Source organism: Herbivorax alkaliphila (assembly GCF_030848475.1).
GTDB lineage: Bacteria > Bacillota > Clostridia > Acetivibrionales > Acetivibrionaceae > Herbivorax.
In genome coordinates this window covers 1-8,127 of sequence record NZ_JAVDDS010000079.1, presented here as the reverse complement: position 1 = coordinate 8,127, position 8,127 = coordinate 1, and the positions used below count along the sequence as shown (strand labels likewise).

At 32.2% G+C, this 8,127-nt stretch carries 4 protein-coding genes; all 4 read right to left on the bottom strand.

All coding sequences use genetic code 11. The features are described 5' to 3' along the window. The coding region (locus RBH29_RS16700; protein ID WP_306698138.1) for a hypothetical protein at positions 1–385 on the bottom strand (385 nt) is incomplete at its 3' end. Between the two features lie 731 nt (positions 386–1,116). Continuing rightward, on the bottom strand, positions 1,117–4,815 hold the full coding sequence (locus tag RBH29_RS16695; protein ID WP_306698137.1) for a carbohydrate-binding domain-containing protein: 3,699 nt from the start codon (positions 4,813–4,815) through the stop codon (positions 1,117–1,119). Between the two features lie 415 nt (positions 4,816–5,230). Continuing rightward, a complete protein-coding gene (locus tag RBH29_RS16690) occupies positions 5,231–7,561 on the bottom strand; it encodes a copper amine oxidase N-terminal domain-containing protein (RefSeq protein ID WP_306698136.1) in 2,331 nt (776 codons plus the stop codon). Positions 7,562–7,602: 41 nt separating this feature from the next. Next, entirely contained in the window at positions 7,603–7,944 is a 342-nt protein-coding gene (locus RBH29_RS16685; protein WP_306698135.1) for a zinc ribbon domain-containing protein, read from the bottom strand. Positions 7,945–8,127: the final 183 nt, after the last annotated feature.

Below are 8,127 nucleotides of genomic sequence, written 5' to 3'. Positions count from 1 at the left end.
GATCCAAACTCCCACCTCTAAGTAAAACCCCCTCACCAATTACCATATTGTCTTCTAACGTTAAATCATTGCTAATTTCAGTCAACGTTGAAGCCATTCTAAAATCTGCCTCTGTTTTATCATTGATTTCTTCATCTAAATATTCTATTTGTAATATATCTTCTTCCTCATTAGATAATTCATCATCTTTATTATTATTTTCTTCATTGACTTTTTCATCATCATCTTCCGTAATAGGATACTCTATGATTGATTCATCACCTATCTTCTCATAATTACCAGCATTTAAATTTGCACCACTTTCTGCAAACGAATACAGTGCTTGTCCAAATATCAATGTAAAAACAAGCATAAATGCAATAGCGCTCTTTATTTTACCTCTCAAAACACATTACCTCCTATAAATAAAATATACTTTAATACACTGTAGTTTATTAAACCTCATATAACTACAAAATTATTCCAGTTTTTAACTCTCTCTCCTTTCTTATCAATATATTAACTTTTATTACTGCATTTTGTCATAACTTAGAGCTGATTTAAATTTATATTTTAGGGAATTAAATAGATTTGATTTTTGTGTCTTTTTAAATTAAGTATGTACTTTAAATACTCCCCTTATTTTCTTACTTTATTTCTTTTTTTCTACATTATAGCACAAACAATATTATCCATCAATAAGAATAAAATCATTTTGTATATTTCCTTTTATGTAAAATAAAAATTTATTTATCACCTACCTATATTACTCTTTTTAATATAATTAAGAAAATACTTTAAACTAAAATTTGCAAAATTTTGTTTTACTATTAATATGATATTATATTAATAATTTTAATACAAGTGCCATTAGTAACGACTTTGTGTGACTAAAGTCACTTTTTTTCGTTACTTTAGTCACACAAAGTCACTTTTTGTTTATTTTTTAACAAACTTTTAGATTTTTAGAAGTATTTTAGTGCCGTTTCCATTGTATATATTATTTTGACTTACCAAAAAGTTAAAAGAAATAATAAATTAACTTTATACCACATGAAAAAAGGGAGGAAAAGTAAAACTTCTTTTCCTCCCGATAAAATATAGCTGTTAAAATTTATCTACTAAAAATAAATTTCACTATTCAACCATTCTACTTGCTACATAAGCGATATCAAGTATGTCTATAACTCCATCATTGTTTACATCAGCTATCCTTGCCTCTTCCCAGTCAGGGCTATCTGTAGTTTTTGTATTGTGGTAAACAACAAGAGCTAAATCACCAGCATTTATAACACCATCTCTGTTAACATCAGCTGGATCTGCTACTGCAACTCTAACTGATTCTAGTGAATCTTCAAGATTTATAACATTTCCTGAAGGAGCTGTTCCAAGTTCTGCACTCATTGAAATATCAGTGTATGCATCAGATTCCATATCCTTTGGACTAAATATGAAATTAACAACCTCAAGACTTCCATTTAGTTCATCTTCATTGATAATAATAACTCTCACTTCACCATCTTCATGAATAACTGTATCGATAATCTTTGTGTCATCAGTTGCAGGTTCTGCTCCTACAAATTCAAACACTTCTTCATCAAAATTAATTGTAATGTCCTGAGCATAAATTTCAACTGCATCTTCCAGCTCATAAGTAACTATATACTCATCTTCAACCATAACTATATTATCAGCTGTTAACACTGCTTCAGTTGCAGGCTCAAACTCTGCAGTTACAGTTACATCTGATTCCGGCATAACAAAGCTTGTTTCGCTTATACTTACTTCTTCATCACCGTCAGTGTATTTTAGTGACCCTTCTTTTAACTTCATTCCTTCATCAGGAACTACAGTAAGATCAACAGTATTTCCTGGAAGTGCAGGTGATTGACTAACTACAATTGCTCCACCTTCACACTCTTCAACATCAACTGTATAACCTTCTTCAAATCTGATATTGTCTAAATATACTCTTCCTGCAAAATAAGTATGGTCACCTTCTGCAAAAATAAGAACCATATTACGTAGTTCCATATCATCTTCAAGTCCATCAATATCTCTTAGTGACATTTGAACTTCATGATGATATAATCCATCATCAGTCATTTCTGCTTCATCTAAAGCTTCAAAATCAACTTCAAAATCATCCATTGACTGAGCCCACCAACCTGCTTCAGGTGGTTGGAAAACAAGATTAATCATCATAGACCCTTGGTCTTCTCCACGAATCGGATCAAGATACAAGTCAAACACTACAAAATCATCATCTCCACGAACCATTCCATCTTTCCAAATCTCTAGACGTGAAGCAGAAGCCCATCCATCTTCAGGCTTAACTTCAGGATAAGCAAATTCCCATGAAATAGCATTAGAACCATTCGCCTCTTCAATAGTTAATGCATTTTTCACGCCTGACTCTGGGTTCCAATCCCAACCTTGGCGTGTTCCATCTTCAAAATCTGACGGAAGTTCTGGATCTCCTATATCATCATGAATTACAGGTATTTCTACAACAGTTCCTGAAACTGTAATGCTATCAATAAAAATAGTATCTGCATCTTCTGTTCCCACAAATAAAATAATATTTGTTAAAGTATTATCCTCAGGATCTACTGCAATCGCCTCAAGTGAAGGTGCATCCTCTTGTGAAATAACCAACGTAGCTTTATATTTGTCATTATATTCTTCAAAATCATCTTCTGTTACCTGAATTGCTCTTGCAGGATTTGCCCAATCTGCTGCTGGCCCCTGTGCAACCGCTGCAATTGATACAGTTGAAGGTGATTCTGCTAATATTTCAAAAGCTATCTCTTCTCCTCCTAAAATATCAACTTCCTGTTCCCATTCATCTGCTGAAATACGAGCATTATCCCAGAAGTTATCATTTGAAACATCACTACTTTCATCGAGTCCTGAAATTTTAAGTGCATTTTCTTCATTAGACAACTCTAATGTCTCAATTGGGCTGTCTTCATTTACAACAAATCCCTGTGTTGTCTCATCATCAAAATCCCATATTACCTCTGTAAAAGCAGTTCTGTCAATTGGGTCATACTCAATACCTTTAATGCGTGAACGTACATATTCACCTGAAAGGCTTAATTCTTCCATAGCCCACACTTGGTCATCTCCTGGGTCAAGAGGAGTTGCCTCTGATTTTCCTAATTCAAAAGGTGTAAATGAACCTGAAACCTCATTTTTGTTAGTTAATGACCAGTTAGTCCAGCTAATATTATTTTTATTCATAAATTCAATCCATACATCAGCTTCATCTAAATAAGGACCACCATCACCTGTTGCCTCACTTACACCCCACTCTGTAGAAAATACAGCAACGTCATTTTCCAATGCATATCTAGCATTACTCATTACATTGCTTCTACTTGAATTTGGAGTATCAGAAGGATAGCTTTCATCTGAAGGCATATGTGTACCTGTATAGAAGTGCACTGTGTACATTATATTTTCAGCGTCTATAGGGTCATCTGCTGCCAAATCAGGCCTTTGACTCCAATTAGGATTTCCAACAATAATAATGTTGTCACCTTTTTCACGAAGCATTTCTACAATAGGATCTGCATATTCTTTTACTGCCTGCCAACCCTCTTCATCATTTGGAATACCAGGTCCACCACTACTGTTAGGACTTGGTTCATTCGCAAGTTCCCATATTATGTAATGGCTTTTTTCGTGATCTTTATAGTAATCAGCCAATTCTTCAAAAAAGTCATATGCACCTGAATAAACATCAGCTCTTGGGTCCCCTGGTGCATGAACATGCCAATCAACTATTACGTACATATCATTTTCAAATGCCAATTCTATTCCTTCATAAACTAAGTCCTTCACACTTGGGTCTGTCGCATAACCATATTCTCCTACATACATTGCAAGACGAATAGCATTACTTCCCCAATCATTAGAAAGAGTTGCAAAGGCATTTTCATTAACAATTTCACCAAACCATTGCAAACCATGGGTACTCATACCACGCAACTGAATAGGATCTCCCTCTTCACATGATAAAGTCAACTGATCATCGTGTTCAACAAGCTGAAGAGCACCAGCCTCTGAAGGTCTTCTTACTGCATCATTTCCAAGAAGGTTTTCAAATACAACCGTCTCTTCTTCATCAGAGTCTTCTTCGTCAGTTTCTTCATCATCTTCATCATCTTCTTCATCATCTTCTTCTACAGATTCTTCCGCCTCAAAAGCTACATTGTCAACATATACTCTTCCTTCAAAGTCACTTTCATTATTTGCAAAAATTAAAACCATGTTTCTAAGATCTGTATCATCTTCTACTTCATCAATATCATTAATATCAAATAGAGCAGGGTAGTGATATATTCCTTCACTGATTTCTTCTGCTGCATCTAAATCTTCAAAATCAATATCTACCTTACCAGAAACTTGTGCCCAATAATCTGCAGCAGGTGGCTGGAATATCAAAAAGACTTCTATTGAACCTTCTGTTGCATTTTCAGGTTCTACATATACATCAAAGGAAACATAATCGTTGTCACCACGAACAAAATCATCTTCCCACAAATCCAACCTTGGAGAACCTTCCCAATCTTCATCAATGGCAACATACTCCCAAGAAAGAGCACTTGAACCATTTACTTCTTCAACTGTCAACGGCGCATCAATACCTGAATCAATATTCCAATCCCAGCCTTGAAGCGTACCATCTTCAAAATCCGTTAACATGGTAACTTTATTTGCCTGCTCATCTTCTACATCAGCAAAAACAAAGAAAGTTGGAAATACGGACACTAGCAACATAAATGTACAAAGAACAGCTACCGTCTTTTTTGAAAATACTTTTAACATTCTAATCCCCCTAATTTTTTTCTTTTACTCCCTATTTTACAAATTTTATTTTTTGAAAAATCCCCCCTTCAGTAGAAAATGTTAATTTAAGCAACACAAAAAGAACCTACGATAAGTGTTAAAAACTTTTTTATGAAGAGTAGTATATAGATAACTTTGAAATGAAGTTTATAGAATTTTGTTACTCTAAAAGTTATTATAACATCAAACAGATTTGAAGTTCAAGTATAAGAATTTTTACATTTTAACACACATAAACATTATTTATGTATCATTCCCTTGAGATAACAACGTAAAATTTCACACAATAATACCGACTCTTTTTGTTAAAAGAGTCGGTATTATAAAAATATCGCTCTAAAATTTAATTAGTTACAGCTTAAAAACTCTTTGTTAAAACTGAATTTTTTAAATTTTACTGAGTTTTTTTAAATTCTTCCTCTGTCAACTCTTTTAAAGCAAGCTCATTAATAGCCGATATCTTCCATTTACCATCTTCTTTTTCTAGTTGCATTTCTTCATTAACAAGTAGCCATCTAGACCCTTTATTAAAATAAGTTTCGTTTTCAGAAACCCAATAAGATTTACACTCTAAAGTCATAAGCTCTTCACAAATTGAAACAAATGATAATATATAATCATCAGCAGGTATTATTTTAATCTCTAATGGATCGGCTACTGTTTTAAAGTACTCTTCTTGTAGATACTCTTGTAAATTCTCTCCTGAATACTCTTCTAGGTGCTCTTTTAGGAACTCTTCTAAATTCTCTCCTGAATAATCTTCTATGTACTCTTTTAGGAACTCTTCTAAATTCTCTTCTACAAACTCTTCAGTATAGTCAACACTCGTAAATAAGCTAACATATTTTTTTGCATCTCTTTCATTAAAGTATTTTAAAAGTTCTTTATATACATCTATAGCTTCATTTTTTAAAGGTTCTCTAATATCCTCTGGAAGCATTTTTTCATATTCTTTTCCCTCTAAAGGAATTTCATATGAAATTTGATTCTCCTTATCATTTAAAGCACTTATAATGTCTTCCGATGATGCTACAGTCATTAAATCAGCTTCTTTGCAATAATCAATTATAATACCTAGCCATTCTCCCTCTGAATTTAATACTATCCCCGAAGTCTTATATAACCTTGTCCCCGTTTCTCTAGTCCACATCTCAGAAGAAATTTTATAGTATTTTTTACCATCTTTCTTTTCCACATCTTCTATTATACCATCGATAACAATACTAGTATCTCTTAAAAATGCTTCCTGTATTATTCCTATTTTATCTCCTACCTCAGCATATGTAACACTTACATTTTTAACAGGTTGTTCTTCTGATATTTTTATAAATGCAATATCATCATTGCATTTATTTAAAATTATTTTTAACGCATCGCCATAATTAAATGGAACTGAAACATTGTTCATCTTGTCTATAACTAATTTACTAACTACCAAAAAATCAGTATCTACCCGAACCCCCAATCCACCAGCATAGTAATTAAATGATTTCGGATATGAATATATCATACTACTTAACTTTGGTACATCATACTTATTATACAATGGAAGCTTTATTTCTTCTTCGCTATATCCATCTATAAGAACTTCACCAAAGACCTTATTTTGAGCCCATGCAATTTCAGATGTGGATAAAAATCTTTCTATATCATATAAATTATTTGAAAAGTTGTTTTCATCAAAAACTGCTTTCCATCCATTTTCTGTCCACTTTATTGTGGTAGTTTTTTTGAATAAAAATCCTTTTTCTCTACCTAGCTCGAATGGATTGTCGTATTCTACTTTTTTAGAAGAAACCACAAAATACAAATACTCATATGTATATGTACCATCATCTTTTGATGAATCTATCAATTTAAAGTAATCCTCATGTAAAACAAAGCCAATTTCATCTTCTTCAATATATTCAAATAAATCTGTAAAAATATCTTCTTGAACTTCTTCTATGTGCATTTCCAAATAGGATTGTTTATCTAACCTTGTCTTAACTTTTAATAATTCTTTAAGAAAATCAATCTCAGATTGATCTTTTTCTTCTTTTGTAGATTTTTTTATGTTTTGACGTTCAATTTCCACACTGTATTTCTCGTTGTCTTGTTCAACCTCTTGTTCACTATCTTCTTTACTGTCTTCTTCGGTTTTAACATCTTTTTCAGAAACATATTCTATTTCTTTTCTTAATATTTTCTCTAAATGTATAATCATTTCATCTGAAATGTCGTTTATTTCATCTTCACCTATTATTATAATCCCTTCTTTATAAAACACTTCCTTTTTTAAAGCTTCTGATACAGCTCTTAGAGGGATAAAAGTCCTATCTTCTATTATTTTTGCACTTACATCCATTTCAAAAGGAACTCTGTTTATATTGATTATGTCTTCCCCAATTTTTAAGATTATCTCCCTATCTTCGCTTTCTAAATAAACGGTTCTTGTTTCATGATCCCAACCTACATCTAATCCAAAGCCTTCAGCAACAAATCTGACTGGCACAAGAGTTCTTCCATTCTCTATTGTTGGAGTCAAACCTTCATTTAGCGTATCTATGTATACTAATTCTTCATTTAAAAGTGACCTGCTTAATTGAGTATGAAGTATCATTGAATCCTCAATAATATTATCATCTTTTTGCACTGTAACTCTTTCCTCACTAGCATCTACGCTAAATGTTAAAAGTAGACTAACCATTAAAATTGTTGAAATTGAAATACTAAATTTTTTCATAAAAAAACTCCTTTTCTTTAATTATATATACTTTTTACCCCTTATGAACATGCTTTGAGCATAATTGCAAATGCCAGCGCAATGCCAATCAAGATTGAGCCAGCCTTGCCATAATTTTTTAAATTTTCGTTTTCTGAAAAAACTGCTAGATAAATCATAACAAAGATATTTAATATTGGAATACCATTCAAAATAATTATCAACATCCACATACCTAGTGAAACAGTATCATCCACAACATAAACATTATTGCCTGATGGACTTAACTTGTATTCGGTATTTTCATTTTTAGGTAAGCTATTATTTAAGGAAGCACTACAGCCATAACAGTATCTTGCAACTCCTTGATTTGCCGCTCCACAACTTTTACATATTTTTTTCATCATTACCCCCCTTTAAATAAAAAAATCTTGTAAAATATACATATAAAAATATATATTTTTATATGTATATTTTACAAGACATTGAAAACGAAATCAACCTAGAGATTTTAGAAAACTAGAACATAAAAGAAAAGCTATTTGACATTCTCCTCTCCCTAAAGGAAGAAGGATTCTTGCTTCACA

Bases quoted from the DNA above. Each gene is read 5' to 3' on its own strand.
- RBH29_RS16690 (WP_306698136.1), bottom strand. From the start codon at position 7,561: ATGAAAAAATTTAGTATTTCAATTTCAACAATTTTAATGGTTAGTCTA.
- RBH29_RS16685 (WP_306698135.1), bottom strand. From the start codon at position 7,944: ATGAAAAAAATATGTAAAAGTTGTGGAGCGGCAAATCAAGGAGTTGCA.
- RBH29_RS16695 (WP_306698137.1), bottom strand. From the start codon at position 4,815: ATGTTAAAAGTATTTTCAAAAAAGACGGTAGCTGTTCTTTGTACATTT.